The organism is Chloracidobacterium sp., from assembly GCA_016716305.1.
GTDB lineage: Bacteria > Acidobacteriota > Blastocatellia > Pyrinomonadales > Pyrinomonadaceae > OLB17.
The window spans coordinates 241,156-262,320 of the sequence record JADJWP010000001.1; the positions used below are offsets into that span (position 1 = coordinate 241,156).

Here is a 21,165-nt window from a genome sequence, read left to right on the forward strand (position 1 = left end):
TATATAAATACGCCGCCGCGCACGAAAAGTTGCGGTCAATAAATTATGACGTAAAAGATGCTAACGAGGTTTGAATTAAAATGTAAAGATTTGTAAACACAACTGTTTACAGTCCCTAGGCGGTCGACCACGAGGTGCGTTGACGGGCAGTGAGAACCAACCCCACGCCGGTTGCGAAAAGCGCCAGAACACCGATCGTCCAAACGTATGGCAAAGAAAGCAGAAGGGTCCAGAATATTACGCCGATCAGGATAGCGATCGACTCAGACCGTTTTCCGGGCCCGGAGAGCTTTTTCTGGATCAATTTTCCGATGCTCACCTGCAAGACGACTCGGCCAAATCCGTAAGCAAGCATCAGCAACGCGAACGACATCAGCCCGACTATCGCTCCGGCATGATCAGGTAGCAGCCGGAGACTGCCGATCACAAGTATCATGGTCCCGGTGAACGCGGCGGCACCGATCCCGATGACCTTAAGAGCAGAGAGCTGGAAACGCTCGATCCCACGGCTTACGGCTCCGGGTGCAAGGGTTGCGAACATGAGAGTGACGATGAACCAAAAGAGCGCTGAAAGCGCCCTCTGAGCAACAAATGCGATCGTAAAGTTCGGGGCAAAGATCTGCGACGGATCCTCGGCCATCTCGCGAAACTCCTCTTCGAACATTCCGAACATGACGGTTTCCTTGCCCTCGACCCGCAGCGGTTCGCGGCTTTCGGGCTTGTAGCTCCCGCCGATCACGATCACTGCCCCACCGATAAAGCCCTCGCTTCTCTGGATTATCGAGCCGCCAATGGCCGCTACGTCGCCGTCAACACGGCCTTCAACGATGATGTCGCCGCCCCAGACAAAAACCTCTTTCGCATGTTTACGAATTATCACGTTTCGCCCAAAGGCGATCACGTTCATTTCCGGAGCATCGTCGACGATGAGCGTTCGGTCGTCCGGACGACTCGAGAGTTGCTGGCCAAACGCGGACGCGGCCGAAACGCCGATCACGACGGCTGCAAGAAGCACGGCTGCCGACGCGAGCGGTTTTTTGATATAGCGTTGAGTTTTTGATCTAAGACAATGTTCCACGATCTCCTCAAATGCCGCGCGGCCCTCGGTCGCGAACAAGCCGCCGCGCGATGAAGAACATCGCGCCGATACATATCGCCGCGGCCAACCAGAGCATTGGCCTGGATGAAACATTGTGCGTAAGGGTCTTGACCACGATGGCGATGCTGAGAGCGACGCTGTAGACGAAATGAACGGCCGCCGTCGAGACCGCGAGCACGCGGTCGAAGACCGACACGACTCGGGTATAAGGATCGAACGATCCGGTTGAAAAGAAGACTCCGGCCGCCGCGATCAGCATCACAATACAGATCGCCGCCGCATTCGTCCATTCGCGGCCGTCGCGGAGACCGCGAACACCGCTTTCTGCTTTGGTAACGATCTTCTTCGTGAAATCAGGCGGCAGTTCGTCGCTTTCACTCTCAAGCGAAGCATCTAGGAAATTGAGAAAATTCTTTTGGCGGTTCAGTTCCGTCCGGCAGGGAATGCAGACCGAGAAATGAGTTTCGAGCCTTTCGGATTCGTCGGCAGATAGTTCGCCGTCAACATAGGCCGAGATGTCCGATGTCGAGCACGACGCAATGTTTTCCGGTTTGCTGGGAATCATTTGATCCGAAAACAACTCTTCGAATATCGGCGTGGCCCGTCATACTCAGATACCTGTAAATCCGCGTTCGACGAAGATCTCACGCATCATTTCGCGTGCGCGAAAGAGCCTGTTCTTTACGGTCCCGAGCGGAAGCCCGGTCACATCCGCGATCTCGTCGTAACTTAGATCCTGAGAATGCCTGAGTAAGATCAGATCCCGATATGCGGCAGGTAAACACTTTACCACCGCTTCGATCTCGGTTCGCCACTCGCTTCGCTCGTGTTCGAGCTCAGGCGAAGGCAGCGAACTTTCGATCTGGAGTTCATACGCACCTTCTGCGTTTTCGGTTTCAATGCTTTGGGTATTTCCGGCGTTCCGACGCATGTGGTCGATAGCCGCGTTGTGAGCGATACGATAAAGCCAGGTCGAGAATTTGTATTCGCTACTGTAACGGTCCAATGAGTTATAGACCTTGATGAAGACCTCCTGGGTCACGTCGAGCGCCGCCTCGTAATCGCCGAGCATCCGGTAAACATAGCCGTTGATCGGCCGCTGATATCGCCGAACAAGTTCTTCGAAACCGAGCTCGATGCCGGACCGTGCCTTGGCTACAAGCTCGATATCTGACGATTGTCGGATAACTTCATTATTTGCGATCGAAATTGACATGCAAGAAAGCTCTACGACATTTTGTTCAAAAATGTTCGCCGATGCAAGCGGCAACGCGGAAAGAGCCATGAACGATGCCGGGGAATGTAATCCGGGTGCGGCCACGGCTGCTCTCGGCCGCGGGTATTTACAACCCGTCGATCATCGCCAGCCGAGCGATGCCAACGCTGCCGGAGCGGCGACCGAATCAAATCGAATGCCGCCTGACGAAGGAAGCCGCATACCGACATCCTCGGGCCGAAGTATGGTCAATGCGCGTCCGAGTGCCTCCATCGATATTTCGCGGATCTTTGCCGGCACCAGATCGGCGCCGATGGATAAGAAGGTCCCTAGGGTCAGGTCGCCGCGGTTCTCGGCAAAACGGTCGTTATAGAACATCAAAAGCCTGTAGATCTCGTCGTCGCGCTCGGCCTCGGTGCATGTGACCGTCCTGATCACGTTCGGTTCGCGATCCCTGATCAAGAACGCCGTAAAACCATCGCTCTGCGAACTGATCAGAAGTGTGTCGCTCGGGTTCCCGTTTGCCAGCAGCCAGTTCGCCTCGCAAATGGCCCTCGGCAAGATCAAACCCGCCTTCCAGCCAAGTTCCTCAAAGACCGTTTCGAATTCGTCGATCACCGAAAGTTTCACTGCGGTAGCGAGAAACCTCGCTCGGCCTTCGGGGTCAGGGGCGATCTTATGACGGCTTATTCGCAGTTGTGCCGCCGGCGTGCCAAAGGCTTGTTCAGCCTTCCAATCGAGGACCTCTTCGTTCTCAGCCTTACCTTTGACGCCGTTCTCTAAGGTAAGGATCGCCGAACGTGCACTGTTGCTTGGGAGCGAAACGGACCATGAACGCTGATTGAGCATTCCGGCCGACGCCGTGGCTTCTTCGAGACTGATACGAAACTGAACCGGACTCGAAATGTTCTTTTCAGTAAAATTGGGATTGACCAACCCGTTCGGAAGTTCGACCGATGCGGCCTGCTTCAGGCTGAATACGCCGCGAGACTCGCGCTGAAGTGCAACAACCGAGATCGAATCTATTTCGATCCCGATCGCGGCCTGCGGATAGTTTGGCTGTGTTAGAAATGAGAGCATTTAGACGATCTGTAAATTCGGTCGCGTTTTGGCGGATCGATCAGTAATCCCGATACTCCTTACCCTCGGCATCAATACCGGTCGCTGTACTCCTGACATTAACAAGGCCCTGTTCTGCATCGGGCGAAAGCGAGTCTTCGCCCTGCACCTCGTCCCACTCGGCCTTTTCCATGATCGGATCCATCGGGACGTCACGCAGATATTTGTTTTCGACAAGTTCGTCGATCGACCTCGGCAGTTTTCCCTTGTCGGCGGAGTATTGGTCGATCGCACGACGCATTTGCCAGAGATTTTCTTTGAGCACCGTTTCGCGTGCCTGCTGAACACTCCGCTGATAGGTCGGCAGCGCGACCGAAAGCAGAATTATCAGTATGAACATCGCGATCATCAGTTCAAGAAGCGAAAAGCCTCTTTGACCGGAATTTACCTTGGTCGAATTAAGCACGATGTTCATATTACCAATCGCTGTACTTGTCGCCGCTCAGCGATATTTCGTCCGATGCCGACCGAACGTCGAAGACGTTGATATCGTCCCACGTATCGTCATCCTTTGTCTGATAGGATGACCTCAGCTTCCAGTCGGGTTTTCCGGTGAATGGATCGACCGGCAATTCCCGAAGATATACCTTGATCACGTCTTCTGTTGCGTTCACCTCTGTTGCCTGCGGCGAGTCGCCGCTTATGCCACGGCCGCCCTGAACGTTCAACCCGCGTTGCCGCACCTTTACACCTTCAACAAGAACTTCCAGGTTTGGCGGATATCGGTCAAGGTTCTCAGCATCGAAGATCGTGCAGTCATCGATCACAACGCGGCTTCGCGGATCGGCCGGCACAGCGGCACCGACGTTCGGCCGTGTCGGATTGCCCGTCGTGACCGAACCGGTCGGGCAAGCCCCGATCGTGTCACGCTTGAATTCATCGATCGCGTTCCTGATCATTCTGAGGCTTTCACGGAGCCTCGATTCCCGTTGGCGTTGAACGGCGTTCTGCGCGAGCGGGATAGTTCCCAGCACAAGAATCGACAAAACCGTAAGCGTGATTATCAATTCGAGCAAGGAATATCCGTTCGCCCGACGTGCGTCGATCATTCTTATTGACTTGATAAGCGGTCTAACCATTACGGATCGGTCGAGCACGACGTCAGAAACGCACCAAAAAGTTCTTGCCGTCGGTCCCCAAAATGTTCAGCACGTCCTTGTCAAAATTCACCGTTGGCGTTCCGTCGGCGAGCGCTTCGAATTCGATCACCGCAAGTGTGCCTGAGAGCCCTGTCCTCAAGCCCTTACTGGCGGTCAGTGAGACGAATGTCCGTCCGCCCTGGTTAAGAAATGGTTGGATCTCGGTCCCGGACATTGCTCCGCCAAAGACGTCGCCATATGCGACCGACCTGACGGCCATGAGTTTCTCGTCGAATCGTAGTCCGAGCACGGCCGAGCCAAAAGGGTCGCTGCCCGTGATGAGTACTGGAAGTTTTATCCTTTGTCCCGCCTTCAAGTCGGGGATTTCAGCCAAAAAGCTGATCTTCGCGGTTCGGTTGTTGATCGCACCGTTTGCGGACTGCTCGGTTTGAACGTCGGACTCGTTTGCCGCGTCGGGTGGAATTCCTTTTATTTCTTCCGAGGTCTGTTTTATCTCAAGCTGCCTGACCGAGGCATCGATCGGCTTTACGGTCAACCCGCCCGTTTCAACTATCGGATTCGATGTGCCTCCCTGCTCTGCCTTAGGGACGATAGCCGCGGTTTCTGTACCGCCGCGGACGTATTCCGGCATCGACGGCTGGTCCGGCAATTGGATCGCCGTGGTCGTAGGCAAACGGCGGACCGAGGCAAGATATTCCTCGCGTTCTTCCTGCGTGATCATCGCCTCAAGCGAACCGCTGGTCGGCGTCGCCACGCTTCCCGTCGGCCTTTCTACCTCGTCCTCCGGTAATATCGCAGGAGCTCGGATGACCCGCGGCGTAACGGCGATGACGACGTCGACCTGACGATTGTCTCTCGTCGGTGCCGAGAATAAACGGCCAAGTATCGGGATCAGGCCCAGAAGCGGCAAGCCCGACCGTCCTCGGCTTTCGACGTCCTGTGCAACGCTTGCCAGCAATAAGGTCCGGTTGTTCTGAACTCGAGCCGTTCCCTTGATCGATCGCTCTGAAAAGATCGGATTTCCGTCGGTTCCGCCAGCGACGACGTCTTTCGATTCGATCTCCATCGCGACCTGAACGTCCTGGTTCGGGAATACGATGGGCTTGAACTTAAGCGTCAGGCCGACCTGTTCGTAGTTAATGACGTTCGAAACAACGCCGTCGCTAGATTGATTTGAACCCGTAACGAACTGAGCGGTCCTGACCGGGACACGCTGTCCGATACGTGCAGACGAATCTTCGTTGTTGAAGGCATGGATCTGTGTCGACGCCAGAAGTTTTGTGTTGCCTTTCGCTTGAAATGCAATGAGATTTGCGGCCGGAATGGCTATGCCTACACCAAATGCGGTCGGAAGTGCCTGGCCCGCAACGCTCGAAAGCTGCGCAAACAGGTCATTGCCGCCGAGGCCGACGACGCCGCGCGTCGTGCCGCCGAGACTTGTCAGCTGGGACTCGTTGCCGATCTGGTTCCCGAGGCGTAGCAGATCGGTCTTCGAAACCTCATATATCGCCACATCCATCACGACCTCTGCCCGGTCTTTGTCGAGCGAAGCTATCAACTTGCCGATAAGCCGTATGTTCTCCTGCGTGTCGCGGATCGTTATGCTGTTGGTCGCGGCGTCTTCGAGGACGATGGTCTGCGCTCTGCCCGGTTGGGCCGGGATCGCGGTCTGCACGACCGTCTTTACATCTTTCGGGCTGGCGTTCGCTAAATAAAATGTTCTTAGAACCAACTGTTGAAAGTTCGTTCGGCGATTGGTATTCGCGACCAGGATCGTCCTCGGCCCGACCCGCTGAAAGAAAAGATTCTCCTGTAGAAAAATGTAATCGAGTGCCCGTGCGGCGGTAACGTTCTTCAGTTCGATCCGCACGCTTCGATTCTCAAGCCGCGATTCAGCATCGAACAGGACGTTCAGATCAAGATCCTTTGCGAGTTCCTTTATGATGAACTGGAGGTTGACACCGCTCGGAAACGGGACGTCGCGGAGTTTTTCGAGCTTCTGAGGAATCTGAAAATCCGGAACTGCGGCACCGTTCGCGCTCGTCTGGACCATTTTCACGTCGCCGGACGTTGCCCCGGGGTTCTCTTCGTTCTTCTTCGCTTCCTGCAGCCTTACCATCCGCGCCATTTCAGCCTTGGCCAATTCGTTCACCGGGTCGAACGCATAGGCTTTGCGAAATGCGATGTAGGCTCCCTCGTAATCCTTTTCGTCTGCCGCGAGCCGGCCTTTTTTCATGTACATCTGCGAGGCGTTGAACAATGCCCTTCGAAGATGCAGCCGATACTCAGGATTTTTTGGATTCTCGTTGACCGCAAGAGCAAAGGCCTCCGCCGCCTGATCCCATTCCTCGGCCGCCTCGTGTTTCATCCCGGTCTTAAAATACTTTTTGCCGTCACCAAGCGCCATTACTGCCGTCGGCGATAAGAACGCGGCCAAAAGGAACAGCGTGAGCGAAAATCGTATTCGAGTTGGAATCTTCATATTCTTGGTATGATGGCGCCAAACTGCCGGCACCGCGTACGGACGTAAGTTTACACGAGGACGGTCGGTCAAAGTTGCAAATAATCGCTCTTTTGCGCTGCCGACAACGATTAAAGGCCATTCGGAAGATCTGCACCTATCGTCAGCGTCTGCCCGTAAGATCAGGTATTACGAGCTCACGCCCGCGGGCATCTTATCGTTCGTGATCCGCTCGAGTGCCTTTCGGCTAATATGCGCGATAACGAGCACGGAAACGACCGAAGCGACGATTCCCAACGCCAAAAGGTAGGTATCCCGCGTATTTTCGAGGTTCAATTCAGATAGGCCGGCTCCGATGATCACCATTGCGGACGACCTCGGCAGCATTCCGGCCGCGGTCCCGACGAGGAATGACTGTACCGGAACCCTCGCCGATGCCATCAGGAAATTCGTAAATGCGAACGGCATGATCACCGACATCCTAAGCAGGAAGATTATCAACGTCGTCTTCCAAAAGTTGTCCTGAAGCAGGGATTGGTATATCGCCGATGCTCGCGGGTGTCTATTCGCGATCTCGGGCAATTTCTCGCCGCTAAGACGCGAATTGATGAGAAAAGAGATGAATGCCGAACCGACAACTCCGGTCATCAATATCGCGATCCCAAGCTCGAAACTGAACGCCCAACCGCTCAGAATACCGATGACGTTCGTCGGCAAAAGTGCCAGGCCGCAGAAGAAGAGCGTGCCGGCCAAAAATACGACGATGCCCGTTTCCCAATTGTCGCGAAGCCAGTACCCGATCGGATGAAGGAATATCAAGAGCGCGGTACTTCCGACGATAGGAAGAAACGTCGTGACCAGCGCCATCGGTGTCAGATGGCCCAGCTCTTTGATATGGCTTTTTATTCGAGAAATCACAGCTTTTGATGATACCACCTTATTTGCTTTTCAGCATTTGCCGTCGCAAATAATCAAGAGCGGCCTGGCTCGCTCGCCACCTGATCAGGTACCGGTCACCCGGCAGAACGATCTTTACCGATTTGGTCACCGTTGGCGATGCGTACCCGATGAAGACCGTTCCGACCGGCTTTTCGTCCGTTCCGCCGTCCGGCCCGGCGATCCCGGTCACCGCGACCGAATGGTCGGTCCCCGCCTTTTTCAACATTCCCTCGGCCATAGCTTCGGCGGTCTCGGCGCTGACGGCTCCGTGGGCCTCAATTGTAACGCGGGGAACGCCAAGGGTTCGGATCTTGGCCTCGTTGGAATATGTCGCCGCCCCTTCGACAAAATACCGCGACGAACCCGGCACATCGGTCAGCCGCTTTGCGATCAGTCCGCCGGTACAGCTCTCAGCCACCGAGACGGTCTCTCCACGCCTGGTCAGCATTTGCCCGACGATCTGCTCCATCGTATCGCCATTGTCTGAGAAAAGCGGCGCACCGAGTTCATCAGCGATGCGGCCCGCTAGTTCGCCAAGCACGGCTTCGGCGGCCCCGGATGTTTCTGCACGCGAGTAGAGATGTATCTCGACCTCGGCCTTGTTGAAAAGGATCGCCGTCCGAACCGTCTTGTATTCGTTGTAGATCGGAGCGATGGCAGAATCGACGGCAGATTCACCGAGGCCCGAAACCCGAAGTATCCTTCGTCTTACGACCATCGTTCCGGCAAGCCCGCTGATCCGAGGAAGCACCGAGTTCTCGAACATCGGCTTCATTTCTCGCGGCGGGCCCGGCAGGACGATCAGAGTGCGGTCGCCGGTTTCGAGCAGCATGCCGACGGCCGATCCGTTCGGGTTGGGCAAAACGTCGCAGCCCTCGATGATGTATGCCTGACGCTTGTTGATCTCGGGCATCTCGCGTCCCCAACGCTTGAATCGATCGCGGAGATCGGCTTCCAGATCGTCCCGAAAGACCAGTTCACGCCCGGCAGCTTTTGCCGCGATCTGCCGGGTTATGTCGTCTTCGGTCGGGCCAAGCCCTCCGGTCGTGATGACGATGTCCGAACGTTTCAAAGCGTCTTGGATGGTCTCAAGAAGTCGCGGCTCGTCGTCGCCGACGATGGTCTTCAGCATCACCTCGATGCCTGTTTCGTTCAGCTTTTCGGTCAGCCAGAGACTGTTGGTATCGGTCTTTTCCGGGGTCAAAAGCTCCGACCCGACCGCGATTATTTCAGCAGAAGCCATTGTCTTGGGTCTTAATAGATCTCAACAACCGGTTTACCTTCGCTGTTGATATAGGCCCGGTACATTCCCTCGGAATTGAACGAGATGCCGATATTGCCGAATTTGTCGATCGCGATCACCCCGCCATCGCCGCCCAGCTTTTGCAGCTTTTGTTTGATCACCATATCGACCGCGTTCTGAATCGGCATCGCCCGATATTCCATCAGGGCCGAAATGTCGCGGGCGACCGAGAGCCGAATGAAAAACTCGCCCCATCCGGTCGCCGAAACAGCACAGGTCGCGTTGTTCGCATAAGTTCCGGCACCGATTATCGGCGCGTCACCGACCCGGCCGAATCGCTTGTTCGTCATACCTCCGGTCGAAGTCCCTGCCGCGAGATTGCCGTCCTTATCCAAGGCGACCGCGCCGACCGTCCCGAACCTATTTGCAGGGCGCGACGCGCTTGCAGACGTGCTCACCGCTTTTTCAGACCGTGCTTTCTCTTCTTTGAGTATCTGCTGCAGGGCATCCCATCGCGGTTGGGTAAAAAAGTACTTTGGATCGACAAGCTCGATCTTTTGTTCGGCCGCAAACTTTTCGGCTCCGCTCCCGACCATCATCACGTGCTCGCTTTTTTCCATCACGGCCCTTGCCAGGGTGATCGGATTCTTCACACGCTGTAAGCCCGCTACCGCGCCCGCTCCGAGCGTTTTGCCGTCCATTATCGAGGCGTCGAGTTCGTTCTTGCCGTCGTTCGTGAAGACCGCCCCCTTCCCGGCGTTGAATAGAGGCGAGTCTTCCATGATCCTTATCGCAGCTTCGATCGCGTCAAGGCTCGATTTGCCGGATTGCAGGACCTTGTAGCCCGCCGTTACGGCCTCCTCCAGCTTCGCCCGAAATTCCTTTTCGCGCTCCGGTGTAAGCGTTGCGCGTGAAATTACGCCGGCTCCGCCATGAATGACGAAACCAAGCCGCGGATTCTGCGGCCCCTGCAGCTGCTTGATCTCGTTCCCGCCCGATTTTTGTGCGGAAACGAAGGCCAGCGGCATCAGCATCACAAAGAACAGCAAATGAACAATCGCTTTTTTCATAATTCGATCGCGGATATTGGTTCAAATCCGCAGGTTAGATTATCACAAACAACTCGTGCTGCTTACGAATGGAGCGAACATGCGGCTACCGCCGACGGTCAGAATTGCGATTCAGTGCTTCGAGAAATTTCGGCTCTTTGGCAAGCAGCTCGGCTTCCTCTATCGCCCAGGGTGAAAGCTCGCAACCCGGGTCGCGAATGTCCTCGAGAAATTTCTCCCACGACACCCATTTTGTTGACGCGACCTCGTCGGCGTTGGGTGAAGGCTCGCGGTCGGTAAACCCGAAAAGTACCGGACAGATCTCGTTCTCGACAATGCCGTCCTTTTCAGCGGTGTACCGGTAACCGGGAAGTCCGACCTCGAGACCGATGCCGCTTAACCCAAGCTCGTACCGCAGCCGACGTTTTCCCGCGGAAATTATATCTTCGTGCAGCATCACATGGCCGCAGCACGAATTTGACCAAACGCCCGGCCAGGTTTTTTTGCTGAACGCCCGCTGCTGCAGAAGCAGTTCTCTCTTCGAATTGATAATGAAGACCGAGAATGCCCGGTGCAGCTTTGTGTACCGATTATGGACGAATGCTTTCTTTTCGGTCGCGATCGGAACATTTCCATCGTCGACCATTACGATCATTTCATCGAACGCGTAATATCGACGGCGAAAACCAGCGGCCATCGACACGACCAGGCCCAACCCTATCAATGCGGGCAGCGCCATGCCGGCAAAAGCGGCGAATGCCGTCCAAAAAAACACGATGAATATCGAGCTGAGGAACAATTGGGCAGGAACGGGAAGCAGCGGCCTTCGCGAGGCGATGAAGGCCTCGAAAATGATCGCACCGATAAAGCCTGAGACCAGCCACCCGGCGAAATTTGACCACGGGACGCCGTAATACCAGCCTCCGTCGGCATATTGCCAGAATTTGAGGTAAACGGCACCGGGATCCAGCACGAGATCGAAGGCCGTCAGAAGGATCGTACCAAATACCGCCCGCGGCAACGCCGACCTGAACACGGACGCCGCCATCGCATAGGCTCCGATCGCCAGCGGGGTCCAGGCAAATGCAACCGTCCACGGTGCATAGCCGAATAACCTGTAACCGAGATGATCGGAGTAACCGAAGTGGCCGTAAGGAAAGCCCGTGATTATCGCCAGCGTTTCAATGACCAGAGCATAGACGCCCAATGCACCAAAGAGCATCAGAGCGTCGCGCCAGCCCAGCCATCGGCGAAGTGCCCATATCACCGGCAGCGCGAACAGAACAATGTTGACCGCAGATGCATAGTGTGCCCAGGCCGGCATTTCGACATTTGCCATGAAGAAAGCACCGACGATCAGAAAGATCGCTGCAGCGATATAGGCAATTTGGTTTTTCTTCGTGTCAAACATTAAGCTGTGACGAACGATGTCATTTCTCTTGACCCTTTTGAAAATCAGCCGTCCGCGTTTCTGGGTCTATGTTTTCGGCCCTTATCTCGTCGGCCTCGCTGCCGCCGCGGCATCGGCTAATGATCTTCTCCGGCCAGGATCGATAGTCTTCGGCCTCTACTTTCTCTTCCCGGCAAATTTGCTGGTTTATGGCATAAACGACATTTTCGATTTCGAGACCGACCGGCTTAATCCGAAAAAAACGGAGTATGAGATGCTCGTTCGTCCCGAGACGCATCGCCGCCTCGCAATCGTGATATTTGCGCTGAACCTGCCGTTCATCATCGCCGCTTATTTTCTTGCTCCGCGAGCTCTGCCGTCGCTGTTTGGCTTCATCTTCTTTTCACTCTTTTACTCGGCACCGCCGATACGGGCAAAGGCCGTCCCGATCGTTGATTCGGCATTCAATATTCTTTACGTTCTTCCTGCCGCCTTTGCATTTCAGATGATCACCGGCACATTTCTCCCGATCGCCGTGCTCGCCGCCGGCGGCCTGTGGACGGCCGCGATGCACGCGTTTTCAGCGGTGCCCGATATCGAATCGGACAAAGAGGCCGGCGTTTCGACCATTGCTACTTTTCTCGGCCGCACCCTGACAATAATTTTTTGCGGAGCGGCGTATCTCGGGTCGGCCATTCTCGCTTTTCCTTATCTAGGCATGACCGGCATCGCAGCCGGTTTGGTATACAGCGGGATTATGCTCTATGCGGTATTTCAACCTGAGGGTTCAAAGATCTTTCGGATCTACCGAGTGTTCCCGTTGATAAATGCGCTCGTTGGGTTCGCCCTATTCTGGTTCATCGCCCTTCCCAAATTTCTCTAGAGCGTTTTCAGCGGAGCAGCCGATTTGATGCCGTGAACGCGTTTATAAACAAGCTCGGCACTGATAAGGCAGATCTGGGTCCCGATTCCGGGATTGACGCCCGCACCTACGTAATATAGGTTCGAGACCTTTTTCGATCGGTTGTTTGGCCGGAAGATCGCGGTTTGCCAGATCGTATGCGCCAGGCCCAGTGCCGTCCCCTTGAAACTGTTGTAATCCGAGCCAAAATCATCGACGGTATAGATCCTTTTGTACTCGATCTTGTCCTTTAGCCCATTAAGGCCCATTTCCTTTTCGATGAGGCCGATCACCTTGTCCGAATACGACTCTTTTTCGGATTCGGTCATCTTGAGGTCCGAAGCGATCGGAACGAGAACAAACAAATTCTCTTTGCCCTCCGGAGCAACTCCTGGATCGGAAACGCTCGGTGCGCAAACATACAAAGACGGTGCATCGGGCAGCTGCGGATCCTTGTAAATATCGTCGAAGTTCTTTCGCCAGTCTTCGCTGAAAAGCAGATTGTGATGGATCAGGTTGGGCAGTTTTTCGCTGATGCCGAGGTACATGATGAACGCCGATGGCGCCATCACCCTTTTATTCCAGTACTTTTGCGGATGCGTCTGCCATTTCTCTGACAGCAGCCGGGTCTCGGTGAACCAAATGTCAGCGTTCGATATGACGATATCCGCCTCGACCATCTCGCCGCCTTCGAGCCTGACGCCTTTTGTGACGCCGTTTTCGACGACGATCTCAGCGACCGCCGCATTCGTTCTCAGCTCCGCACCGTTCTTTTCGGCGATCCGCGAAAGTGCGTTGATCAATTCGTAAAACCCGCCCTTCGGATAAAACACGCCCTGATTGAAGTCCATGTGCGACATCAGGTTATAGAGCGCCGGAGCTTCATACGGCGACGTGCCGAGAAACACCATCGTGTATTCCATCACCTGCTGAAGCTTTTTCGTCTTGAAGAACTTCGAGACGAACGAATGCATCTTCGAAAAGACCGAGAGTTTTTGACCTTCGGTCATCACGCGTTTGTTGAAAAAATCAAAGATCGTATCGTAGTTCTTGTACATGAAGTGCTGGGTCGCGACCTCATACTGATACTCGGATTGCTTTAGATACGCTTTGAGCTTTTCGGCAGATCCTGGCTCGATCGACTCAAAGGTCTGCGAGTCGACTTCGATGTCGGAGTGGATGTCGAGCGGTTTCGGGTCGTTATGAAAAAAGATCCGATAAGAGGGTGAAAGACGGACGAGGTCGAGATGATCCTCGACCTTTTCGCCCATCAGTTCGAAAAAATGTTCGAAAAGGTCCGGGGCCAGATACCACGACGGCCCCATGTCGTAGCGAAAGCCGTGAGCCTCGAAAACGTTCGCACGCCCGCCGAGGTTCGCGTTCTTTTCCAGAACTGTGACGCTGTAGCCTTTTTTTGCAAAGAGACCTGCTGTGCCAAGCCCGCCGATCCCGGCACCGATCACGACAACCTTTTTACTCATAGACTCCGGCGAGGGCCTTTAACGACAGGTATATCTTTTGCTGGCGGTTGGTACGCACGCGCCCGGCAAAAACGTTGTAGTTTGCTCTTTCGATCTCGTTAAGAATAGCCTTGTAAAGGACGTAAGAAACACGAACGGCGAGCCGCCCACGCCAATTCAGGAGCTTGATCCCAGGAAGAGCTTCGCGGTACACATCTCTGTTTCGCTTGATCTGGAACTTCATGAACTCGACGAACCTTTCGTCGCGGACCCTTGCCGCGATGTCCTCTGACGTCAGGCCGAATTGTGCCATTTCGTCCTTCGGCATATAGATCCGGCCGAGTGCATCGTAATCCTCTCTGATGTCGCGCAAAAAATTGGTCAGCTGGAACGCGTATCCAAGCTTTATCGCATACGGAAAAGCATCGGCTGTCGAAAACCCAACGATACGCGTGACCATCAGGCCGATCACACCGGCCGATCCATACATATAGTCTTCAAGTTCGGCATAATTCTCGTAGTCAAACTTTTCTTCGTCCATGAACATCGACCGGAGGAAAGCCTCGCCGTCCTCCATCGGGATCTTATATTTCATGAAGACGTGGACGATCGCATTCATCACCGGATCGTCCGAAAAACCGTCAGACATCGCTCGCCGCCATTCCTCTCGCCATTCGGAAAGACGCTCTAACGCAAGTTCGTGATCGCTGCAGGTCGGGTCGTCGACGATCTCGTCCGGGATCCGAGCGAAGGCATAGACCGCATATATGCCGTCGCGGGTTTCCTTCGGAAAGAACTGCGTGGCGAAATAGAAGCTGGTGCCGTAACGGCGGGTTATCTGTCGGCAAAGTTCCAGGCCATTGACCAATTTCTCGAATGCTCTTTGGTCCTTGGCCGACGTGTCATGAAGCCCAAGCATTGTTTGATCCCCTTTCAGATGACGAACGCTTTTCCGCAAAATGGAAAATAAGCAGGACGAAAATTGTTACAGGGTCAATTTCGCTTCAACTATAATTGCGGATTCAAGAAATACGATATCCGTCTATTATAGCTCAGATCTCAACATATCGCGGACTTTCTTCATGTCTTCCCAAACCTCGCGCTTTTTGTGCGGGTCGCGGAGCAGATAGGCAGGGTGGAATGTGGGCATGACCTTCACGCCGAAATAGTCGTGAAAGTTACCGCGGAGCTTAGAGATCGGCGTCTTGACCTCAAGAAGATTGTGGGCGGCGGTCGCCCCCAGAACGACGATCACCTTTGGCCGGACCACGGCGATCTCACGCAGAATGAACGGGCGGCAGGCGGCGGTCTCATCAGGCTCGGGCTGACGGTTCCCGGGCGGCCGGCAGCGGTTGATGTTGCCGATGCAGACATTTTCGCGTCTTAGCCCGATGCTTTCTATTATCTTTGTCAGCAATTGACCGGCCCGACCGACAAACGGAAGGCCTTGTTCGTCCTCATCGGCGCCCGGAGCCTCGCCGACGAACATCAGATCGGCCTGAAAATTTCCGGTCGAATGCACGATCTGTTTGCGGCCCAGAGAATGCAGTTTGCAGCGTGTGCAATCGCCGATCTCGGCCCGGATCGAACCGATCGTATCGGCCGTTTTGGCGGCTGCAGCATCGGCTCTCACCTCATCTGCCGGCATTACGTCGGCGGACCGCTTGGGAGTTACATCAGGATCGGCCTTCGTCGAACCGCGTTCGGGGTCGATCGCCGCGGTAGCGGGTTTTTCGCGATTTGCGAGCGACGGAAGCGAGGCGATCCGCGATCCGGCGCGTCTTGGGGGCGTTTCGGCCGTTGTGTTTGTTGCCGGACGATCGAATTTGGGCGGCGGCACGAACGCCTCAGCGTCGACCGCAGGTGCCGCAGGAACAACTTCAGCTCCGGTCAACGAGATCCTGGCATCGAGGCCCTCGACGCCAAGTTCCTGCATGAAAACGACTTGCTCCCGTACGTCGGCGATAAGCTCAGCGATTTTGGATGAATTGGACATTCCCGATCAGGTGCGGCGCAGTTTAACGATCTCGTCGAGTATCTTATCAGCGAGATAGCGTTTTGACATCAGCGGGAGTTCGATCTCGCCGCCCTGCCGCGTCAGGAAGGTAGCGATGTTCGTATCCGTGTTGAATCCGGCACCTGCAGCGGTTATGTCGTTGGCGACGACCATGTCCAGGCCCTTCTTTTCCATTTTCGAGCGTGCGTAACCGACAACGTCATTCGTTTCGGCGGCAAACCCGACGACCAGCAAACCGTCTGTCCGGTGCGCTGAAACATCGGCGAGAATGTCGGGCGTTTTGGTCAGTTCGAGCGTCAGCGTGTCTTTGCCTTCTTTCTTGATTTTGGCGTTGGCGGCATTAGCCGGAGCATAATCGGCGACCGCGGCCGAGCCAATGAACACGGTCGCATTCGGCAGTTCGTGCATCACCGCGATGTGCATCGCCTCGGCCGAGATACCCTTGATGACCGTAATGCCCGCCGGCGGTTCTACCGCCGTAACCCCGGCGACGACCGTCACCTCGGCCCCGCGGTCGCGTGCGGCTTCGGCAACGGCGAAGCCCATCTTGCCCGAAGAATGATTCGAGATGAACCGAACCGGATCGATCGCCTCACGCGTCCCGCCGACCGTGATCAGGATCTTTTCTCCGGTCAGATCCTGAGAATGATGAGGTGCGGACGATGAATGAAGAATGTCTTCCTTCTGACCTCTCAGCAAGCTCATAGCCTGCTGAACGATATTCTCAACGTCCTCAAGCTTCCCTGTTCCGACAGTCTTGCATGCAAGCTCGCCGGCCACGGGCTCGACAAAATGCACGCCGTCGGCCTTAAGCTGCTCGATGTTTCGCTGTGTCGCGGGCTGCTCCCACATCGTCGTGTTCATCGCCGGAGCGATCATCACCGGTGCCGTGCATGCGAGATAGGTCGAAGAAAGAAAATCGTCCGCCACGCCGTTCGCAAATTTCCCGATGATGTTCGCCGTTGCCGGGACGATCAGCAGCAGATCGATATTCTGTGAAAAGTTTATATGAGCGATCGGGTCGGGATTCGCCGGGTCGTAATCGTCAACGATCACGTGTTTGTCCGTCAGCGCGCGAAACGTCAGCGGCTGGACGAACTCGGTCGCGTGCCGCGTCATCGCCACCGAGACGTCGCACCCCGACTTCTGCAGCAGCCGCATCACCTCAACAGCTTTATAAGCCGCGATCCCGCCGGAAACCCCAAGGCCAACACGATATTCCGTCATCTGCTCATTCTATCTCAAACCGAACAAAATGGTATATTTCGCATTATGAAACCCGAAGTTCTTTCTTCCAAAACGATCTACGCCGGAAAGGTTTTTGATATTCGCGTGGACGAGATCCGCGAGGGCGATGTCGTGTACAAGCGCGAGATCGTCGTTCATCGCGGGAGTGCGGTGATCTTGCCGGTATTTGCCGATGGGACGGCGGCGCTCGTCCGGCAATATCGCCACGCGGCCGGCGCCTATCTGCTTGAGATCCCGGCGGGCACACTGAACGCGGGCGAAGACCCGCTCACGGGCTGCATCAGAGAGTTGGAAGAAGAGATCGGCGTAACGGCGGAAAAGATCGAAAAGCTCTCGGAATTTTACATCTCGCCCGGCTTTCTGACCGAAAAGATGCACGTCTTTCTCGCCACCGGCCTGACCGAGGTCGGCCAAAAACTGGAAGACGACGAGATACTCACAGTCGAACGCCACACATTCCCTGCTCTGCTGCGGATGATCGAACAGGGCGAGATCGTCGACGCCAAGACCATCATCGGTGTCACGACGGCCGCGGCCAGACTCGGCCATACGCCCTGAGCGCATCCTCGCCCGCTTCATTTCTCGTCCAGTTCAAGCACGAGCATCGGCTGGCCCTTGAAATCCACCGTTTTCGGATCGGGAAAAACTACGGTCCGCTCGACCGCTATTTCGAATTGCTTAAGGAGCCGCGACGCCCTGACGATCCTGTTGCGCCGTCCGCGTCCATATCGCCGCACCGGAAAGAACTGCATATCGGCTTTTACCGGACATTTCACCCCTATCTGCCGGTTCCGCCGGTCATATAGCAGCGTCACATTCGCCGGCGACAATATCTGTTTGAACGCTGCCTCGTTCATCACTATCTCGCCGCGCCGGTTCAGGCTCACATAGATCCGCCGCCGCCGCAGCCTCCACCCGTACGGCGTATCCCATTTATTGCATATCTCCCAATCATCTTGCATACGATCAAGATCGGCCGTTGTAAGCGAATTGCCTTTAGCTTTAGCTAGTGGATAGGAACTGCAAAAACTTCCGTCTCTTATCCACTAGCTGAAGCTAGTGGCAATTCTTTAGTGATAAAGCTAGTGGCAATTCTTTAATGGTAAACACGATGTCAATTCTCTTATTGAATTGCCACGCTCTTTAGAGCGTGGACAAGGGCGCTAATAATGACTCGCATTATTATCACGCCTTGATCGCGGTCGCCGCCGTATGATCCCGCCGACGGTGACGGTCTCGCGCATCGAGAGGATAAGGACGCCTTGTTCCGTGATCTCGGGACGGATGAAGCGTTCGGTTGTTTCGACACGGATCTTGAAATGGCGGCAGAAGGTCGAGGCATGGATCGCCCAGCCGTTCTGTTTCCTGACCACCTGAAAGCTCTCGGCAAGCCGCGGGTTTGCGGGTTCGACCGCGATGGCGTCGACCGAACGGTTGTAATAGACCGCCACCGCCTTTGGCCTGCCAAACGCCGTGTACGCCTTTGCATTCAAATAGATAAGCCCTTTGCGGTTAAGCGTGACCCGAAGCATCTGTGACGACGAGGCCGCCGGCCCGCCGTTATACTTTTCCCATTTTCTGTCCATTATCATCATCTCTTTCGACTGTGCCGTGCATCGTCGGCACAATGTTGCATTTATAGCACGTTTGTTTCATAAAATGCAACAAAATAATTCAAGCCGCTCGACTCGGGTCCAAAGTCCGAAAGCCGTTCCGCCCGATCCGTCGTTCCGCCGCCCTTTCGGGCATGGCCGCATACGGCCCGAAATGGCCCGATCGGCGGTCATGCGGTCAGTCGACGGCCTTGCCGGGTCATAGATCTGCCCCGGCGGGTCAGGCCGCACCCGCCGCTGGTCATGCAGAATGCGGCTCCGGACTTGACCTTGACGCCGCGTTTCGATACTCTGTGAGTTCGCTTTTTGCGAAGAATACCTATCAGTGTAGGCAAATATGAGTACTTATTTTCCGAGTGGGAACGGCTTGGCCGATAATCGCAAGTGGTATGTCGTCGATGCCCAGGGCAAAACCGTTGGCCGCCTTGCGACCGAGGTCGCTCGCATACTTTCGGGCAAGAACAATCCGGCGTGGACGCCCTTTATGGATATGGGCGACCATTGCGTTGTCATCAACGCCCGCCATGCGATCTTCAAAGGCTCGAAGAACGACCAGAAAATGTATCGCCGCCACACGCTCTATCCGGGCGGGCTTCGCGAGACAACGGTAAAGGAAATGTTCGAGAAAAAGCCTGAAAAGGTTATCGAACTCGCCGTTAAGGGCATGCTGCCGAAGACCAAGCTCGGCAAGGCCATGGTCAAGAAATTGAAAGTATACGCCGACGGCGATCATCGCCATTCGGCCCAGAAACCCGAAGCGATCACGATCGAAACCAAATAGTTCAATTCAATATGGCAGACATTCAATATTACGGCACAGGCCGCCGAAAGACTTCGACAGCACGTGTTTACCTGCGTCCGGGTTCGGGCGACATCGTCGTCAATCGCCGCCCTTTCGATAACTATTTCCCTAACGAAGCGTTGCAGATGATCATCCGCCAGCCGCTAAGCCTTACCGATACGCTCGGTAAATTCGACATTCTTGTGAATGTCGACGGCGGTGGGACCGCAGGCCAGGCCGGTGCCGTGAGACACGGCATCACCCGTGCGTTGATGGAATTTAACGCCGACCTCAGGCCGGCATTGAAAAAGGCAGGGCTCGTTACGCGTGACCCGCGCCAGAAAGAACGTAAGAAATACGGACAGAAGGGAGCCCGCAAGCGGTTCCAGTTCTCGAAGCGTTAATTCTAAGAGTTGTGCGTTATGGCTTTAGGGCTGAACGCGTGACCCTTATCAATTCCATTGCCGGAAAGCCTTGGTTTATCAAAAGTTTTCGGCGAGTACAAAAACCAATAGGTCAGGAGAGATAAAGTTTTGGCAACAGTAACGATGAAAGAACTCCTTGAAGCGGGAGTTCACTTTGGTCACCAGGTCCGCCGTTGGAACCCGAAGATGAAGGAATACATCTTCGGCGAACGTAACGGCATTTATATCATCGACCTGCAGAAGACCCAGAAATTATTCCGCGACGCGCTGAATTACGTTCAGGAATCGCTCACCGAACGCCCCAACCAGAAGGTCCTTTTCGTCGGCACCAAACGACAGGCACAGGACGCCATCAAGGAAGAGGCCGAACGCTGCGGACAGTACTACGTCAACAACCGTTGGCTCGGCGGTCTGCTTACCAACTATCAGACTGTTCAAAAGTCGATCGCCAAGCTGAAAGAGATCGAAACGATGCGTGAAGACGGTCGATTTGAAATGCTCACAAAGAAAGAGCGATTGAAACTGGACCGTGAGCATGAAGGTTTGATGAAAAATCTCGCTGGTATCAAAGAAATGGGCGGGATGCCGGATATGATGTTCATCATTGACGTCCGAAAAGAAGATATAGCGGTAAAGGAAGCAAATCGATTGGGTATTCCGATCGTTGCAGTAGTAGATACCAATTGCTCGCCTGAGGGTATCGACCACGTTATACCGGGCAACGACGATGCCCTTCGAGCGATACGGCTGTTCGCTTCGCGAATAGCAGATGCAATTCTCGAAGGTCAACAGATAGGAACCGAAGGCGGTTCTGCGGTTGTGCAAGAAGAGGCGACTGTGGCCGAGGAAGATCAGATCGACATCGCCGCAACTTTAGCCAAGGCCGGAATCACCGATCCTGATGAAGAAGACGGCGGAATCGAGATCGACGAAGAAGATGATGCTGTCAGTGCTGAGTCCGACATTGTTGCGGAGATTGATGATTTGACGGCTCCGGACGAAGAAACTGAAACTGCTGCATCGTCGTCATCAGAATCGGAAGAAAGCAACGAAGCAGTAGCCAGCTAGGGACATTTTTATCTTTTCGAGAGCGTAGCTTTTTCC

The 21,165-nt window shown here is 54.9% G+C and carries 23 protein-coding genes; 5 read left to right on the forward strand and 18 right to left on the reverse strand.

The genetic code is table 11. The features are described from left to right. Positions 1-115: 115 nt before the first annotated feature. From IPM28_00970 to idi, 11 genes are all read right to left on the reverse strand, one after another. Entirely contained in the window at positions 116-1,078 is a 963-nt protein-coding gene (locus IPM28_00970) for a hypothetical protein (protein ID MBK9171571.1), read from the reverse strand. Positions 1,079-1,085: 7 nt separating this feature from the next. Then, the gene (locus IPM28_00975) at positions 1,086-1,664 is read right to left on the reverse strand and encodes a zf-HC2 domain-containing protein (GenBank protein MBK9171572.1); all 579 of its coding nucleotides are present in this window, start codon (positions 1,662-1,664) and stop codon (positions 1,086-1,088) included. A 45-nt stretch (positions 1,665-1,709) separates the two neighbouring features. Then, positions 1,710-2,315: a sigma-70 family RNA polymerase sigma factor gene (locus tag IPM28_00980; protein ID MBK9171573.1), complete on the reverse strand. Its 606-nt coding sequence runs from the start codon at positions 2,313-2,315 to the stop codon at positions 1,710-1,712. 141 nt (positions 2,316-2,456) lie between these two features. After that, positions 2,457-3,395 carry a hypothetical protein gene (locus IPM28_00985; GenBank protein ID MBK9171574.1) on the reverse strand — a complete coding sequence of 313 codons (939 nt, stop codon included), beginning with the start codon at positions 3,393-3,395 and terminating at the stop codon, positions 2,457-2,459. Positions 3,396-3,435: 40 nt separating this feature from the next. Next, positions 3,436-3,849 (reverse strand): type II secretion system protein, encoded by a 414-nt coding sequence (locus tag IPM28_00990; GenBank protein ID MBK9171575.1) that lies wholly within the window; start codon positions 3,847-3,849, stop codon positions 3,436-3,438. Position 3,850: 1 nt separating this feature from the next. Beyond that, complete coding sequence (locus IPM28_00995; GenBank protein MBK9171576.1) at positions 3,851-4,483, reverse strand: type II secretion system protein; 633 nt, start codon at positions 4,481-4,483, stop codon at positions 3,851-3,853. A 52-nt stretch (positions 4,484-4,535) separates the two neighbouring features. After that, a complete protein-coding gene (locus IPM28_01000; GenBank protein MBK9171577.1) occupies positions 4,536-7,016 on the reverse strand; it encodes a hypothetical protein in 2,481 nt (826 codons plus the stop codon). Between the two features lie 168 nt (positions 7,017-7,184). Next, complete coding sequence (locus tag IPM28_01005; GenBank protein ID MBK9171578.1) at positions 7,185-7,913, reverse strand: TVP38/TMEM64 family protein; 729 nt, start codon at positions 7,911-7,913, stop codon at positions 7,185-7,187. Between the two features lie 19 nt (positions 7,914-7,932). Beyond that, entirely contained in the window at positions 7,933-9,177 is a 1,245-nt protein-coding gene (locus tag IPM28_01010) for a competence/damage-inducible protein A (protein MBK9171579.1), read from the reverse strand. Between the two features lie 11 nt (positions 9,178-9,188). Next, positions 9,189-10,247, reverse strand: coding sequence for an isoaspartyl peptidase/L-asparaginase (locus tag IPM28_01015; GenBank protein MBK9171580.1), 1,059 nt, complete (start codon positions 10,245-10,247; stop codon positions 9,189-9,191). Positions 10,248-10,332: 85 nt separating this feature from the next. Then, entirely contained in the window at positions 10,333-11,637 is a 1,305-nt protein-coding gene (gene idi, locus IPM28_01020; GenBank protein MBK9171581.1) for an isopentenyl-diphosphate Delta-isomerase, read from the reverse strand. 16 nt (positions 11,638-11,653) lie between these two features. Between idi and IPM28_01025 the strand changes: the two genes are divergently transcribed. Further along, a complete protein-coding gene (locus IPM28_01025) occupies positions 11,654-12,499 on the forward strand; it encodes a prenyltransferase (GenBank protein MBK9171582.1) in 846 nt (281 codons plus the stop codon). Here IPM28_01025 and crtI read toward each other — a convergent pair. The 4 genes from crtI to coaBC all read right to left on the reverse strand — a co-directional run bounded on the left by crtI (position 12,496) and on the right by coaBC (position 17,221). Beyond that, entirely contained in the window at positions 12,496-13,998 is a 1,503-nt protein-coding gene (gene crtI / locus IPM28_01030) for a phytoene desaturase (GenBank protein ID MBK9171583.1), read from the reverse strand. The two genes, IPM28_01025 and crtI, sit on opposite strands and share 4 nt — an antisense overlap. After that, positions 13,991-14,896, reverse strand: a complete 906-nt coding sequence (locus tag IPM28_01035; GenBank protein MBK9171584.1) for a phytoene/squalene synthase family protein — start codon at positions 14,894-14,896, stop codon at positions 13,991-13,993. Before IPM28_01035 ends, crtI begins: the two co-directional genes overlap by 8 nt. 126 nt (positions 14,897-15,022) lie before the next feature. Then, positions 15,023-15,625 carry a uracil-DNA glycosylase gene (locus IPM28_01040; GenBank protein MBK9171585.1) on the reverse strand — a complete coding sequence of 201 codons (603 nt, stop codon included), beginning with the start codon at positions 15,623-15,625 and terminating at the stop codon, positions 15,023-15,025. A gap of 354 nt (positions 15,626-15,979) precedes the next feature. Next, positions 15,980-17,221, reverse strand: a complete 1,242-nt coding sequence (coaBC, locus tag IPM28_01045) for a bifunctional phosphopantothenoylcysteine decarboxylase/phosphopantothenate--cysteine ligase CoaBC (protein MBK9171586.1) — start codon at positions 17,219-17,221, stop codon at positions 15,980-15,982. A gap of 45 nt (positions 17,222-17,266) precedes the next feature. Between coaBC and IPM28_01050 the strand changes: the two genes are divergently transcribed. Beyond that, positions 17,267-17,800: an NUDIX hydrolase gene (locus IPM28_01050; GenBank protein ID MBK9171587.1), complete on the forward strand. Its 534-nt coding sequence runs from the start codon at positions 17,267-17,269 to the stop codon at positions 17,798-17,800. 17 nt (positions 17,801-17,817) lie between these two features. Here IPM28_01050 and IPM28_01055 read toward each other — a convergent pair whose 3' ends face one another. The 3 genes from IPM28_01055 to IPM28_01065 all read right to left on the reverse strand — a co-directional run bounded on the left by IPM28_01055 (position 17,818) and on the right by IPM28_01065 (position 19,190). Continuing rightward, complete coding sequence (locus IPM28_01055) at positions 17,818-18,204, reverse strand: hypothetical protein (protein MBK9171588.1); 387 nt, start codon at positions 18,202-18,204, stop codon at positions 17,818-17,820. Between the two features lie 201 nt (positions 18,205-18,405). Continuing rightward, entirely contained in the window at positions 18,406-18,828 is a 423-nt protein-coding gene (locus IPM28_01060) for a hypothetical protein (protein MBK9171589.1), read from the reverse strand. A 197-nt stretch (positions 18,829-19,025) separates the two neighbouring features. Continuing rightward, the gene (locus IPM28_01065) at positions 19,026-19,190 is read right to left on the reverse strand and encodes a hypothetical protein (protein ID MBK9171590.1); all 165 of its coding nucleotides are present in this window, start codon (positions 19,188-19,190) and stop codon (positions 19,026-19,028) included. Positions 19,191-19,192: 2 nt separating this feature from the next. On the opposite strand from IPM28_01065, the gene rplM reads away from it, so the two are divergent. The 3 genes from rplM to rpsB all read left to right on the forward strand — a co-directional run bounded on the left by rplM (position 19,193) and on the right by rpsB (position 21,129). Then, positions 19,193-19,636: a 50S ribosomal protein L13 gene (rplM, locus tag IPM28_01070; GenBank protein ID MBK9171591.1), complete on the forward strand. Its 444-nt coding sequence runs from the start codon at positions 19,193-19,195 to the stop codon at positions 19,634-19,636. A gap of 11 nt (positions 19,637-19,647) precedes the next feature. Further along, complete coding sequence (gene rpsI / locus IPM28_01075) at positions 19,648-20,040, forward strand: 30S ribosomal protein S9 (GenBank protein ID MBK9171592.1); 393 nt, start codon at positions 19,648-19,650, stop codon at positions 20,038-20,040. Positions 20,041-20,169: 129 nt separating this feature from the next. Beyond that, complete coding sequence (rpsB, locus tag IPM28_01080) at positions 20,170-21,129, forward strand: 30S ribosomal protein S2 (protein MBK9171593.1); 960 nt, start codon at positions 20,170-20,172, stop codon at positions 21,127-21,129. Positions 21,130-21,165: the final 36 nt, after the last annotated feature.